We start from the raw sequence: 1,231 nt of genomic DNA, 5'->3' as shown, positions 1-1,231 counted from the left end.
TGAATAAATCTAAAAACCTTGTTGGGTAAGACTTTTAGACCTTTTGTCAATCAAAAAGTACTGGATCTGGGAGTGATCGGGGGGAAATTTAGGCACTTTTTCCCTGAAAATTAGGTAATTGGCCACCTCAAAACTGGTAAAACCCCACACCCCACACCCCACACCCCACACCCCACACCCTACCCCCCGGAAAAACTTTTTGCCGCAAACCCTGTCTAAACTCCTAGCCGATCATCCGGGTGATTTGAAAGGCTTCCGCGATCGGCCCGAGGGCTAATATCGGCAAGAAAGTCAGCGCACCGAGAATTAAAATCACCCCCGCCGTCACGCTGGTAAAGAGTCCGGTATCGGTGCGGAGGGTTCCGGTGGTGGCGGGAACCGGTTGTTTGCGGGACATCCCATCGGCTAACAAGAGCAGGGCGGCGATCGGGATATACCGTCCAGCCAGTAAACTAAAGGAGGCGCTGAGATTCCACCAGAGAGCGGTCATCGTCGGTTTCGCCCCAGATGCGATCGCAAGCGGCGCAGGTTGGGAATCCCCTAGTCCCTCGAATCCCGACCCGTTATTGGCGGCGGCGGAAGCGTACTCGTAGATAACTTGAGATAATCCGTGAAAGCCGGGGTTACTGATGCCCTGAAAGTCGGGAAAGGCAAGGGCGATCGCTCCAGGGATGAGGATGGCGATCGGGTGAACCAGCAGAATTAAAAAACTCGCTAACACCACTTCCCGTTTCTCGATTTTGCGCCCGAGGAATTCGGGGGTTCGCCCCACCATTAGCCCGGTGACGAATACCGCCAGGATCAGATAGGCAAACAGGTAGGCGGTGCCGGTTCCCTGGCCGCCGAAAACGATTTGCAGGAACAGATTCGAGAGGGTGGCGAAGCCGCCGTTCGGCATCAAAGAATCGTGCATGGCGATCACCGCACCGCACATGGTGGCCGTGGTAGTTACCGCGTACAGGGCCGATTGCGCCCAACCGAAGCGTACTTCTTTACCCTCGAAGTTAACCGCTCGCTCCACCCCTAGCAGGGAGTTAACCGCCTGGTTGCCGTTATATTCCCCGATCGCTGTGATGATCGTAAAGCCGATGAAGATACCGAGGGGAATTAGATAGATTAACCGAGCTTGCTTGAGATTATCGGCGAAAACCCCGTAGGTATAGATCAGGGAGGTGGGAATCGAGAGAATCGCCACCAACTGCACCAGATTGACGAATCCGTTCGGGTTTTC

2 protein-coding genes are annotated in these 1,231 nt (G+C 54.6%); one reads left to right on the top strand and one right to left on the bottom strand.

Annotation, left to right across the window (positions count from 1 at the left end; all coding sequences use genetic code 11):
• Positions 1-118: 118 nt before the first annotated feature.
• Entirely contained in the window at positions 119-277 is a 159-nt protein-coding gene (locus PX482_RS06500) for a hypothetical protein (protein ID WP_196219863.1), read from the top strand.
• Here PX482_RS06500 and kdpA read toward each other — a convergent pair.
• Positions 224-1,231, bottom strand: a 1,008-nt coding sequence (kdpA, locus tag PX482_RS06495; RefSeq protein ID WP_288122214.1) for a potassium-transporting ATPase subunit KdpA, incomplete at its 5' end; no start/stop codon positions are given. The genes PX482_RS06500 and kdpA overlap by 54 nt on opposite strands.

This window comes from Microcystis sp. M53602_WE12, assembly GCF_030065455.1.
GTDB classification, from domain to species: Bacteria; Cyanobacteriota; Cyanobacteriia; order Cyanobacteriales; family Microcystaceae; genus Microcystis; species Microcystis aeruginosa.
This window is presented reverse-complemented; position numbering and strand designations above follow the sequence as displayed.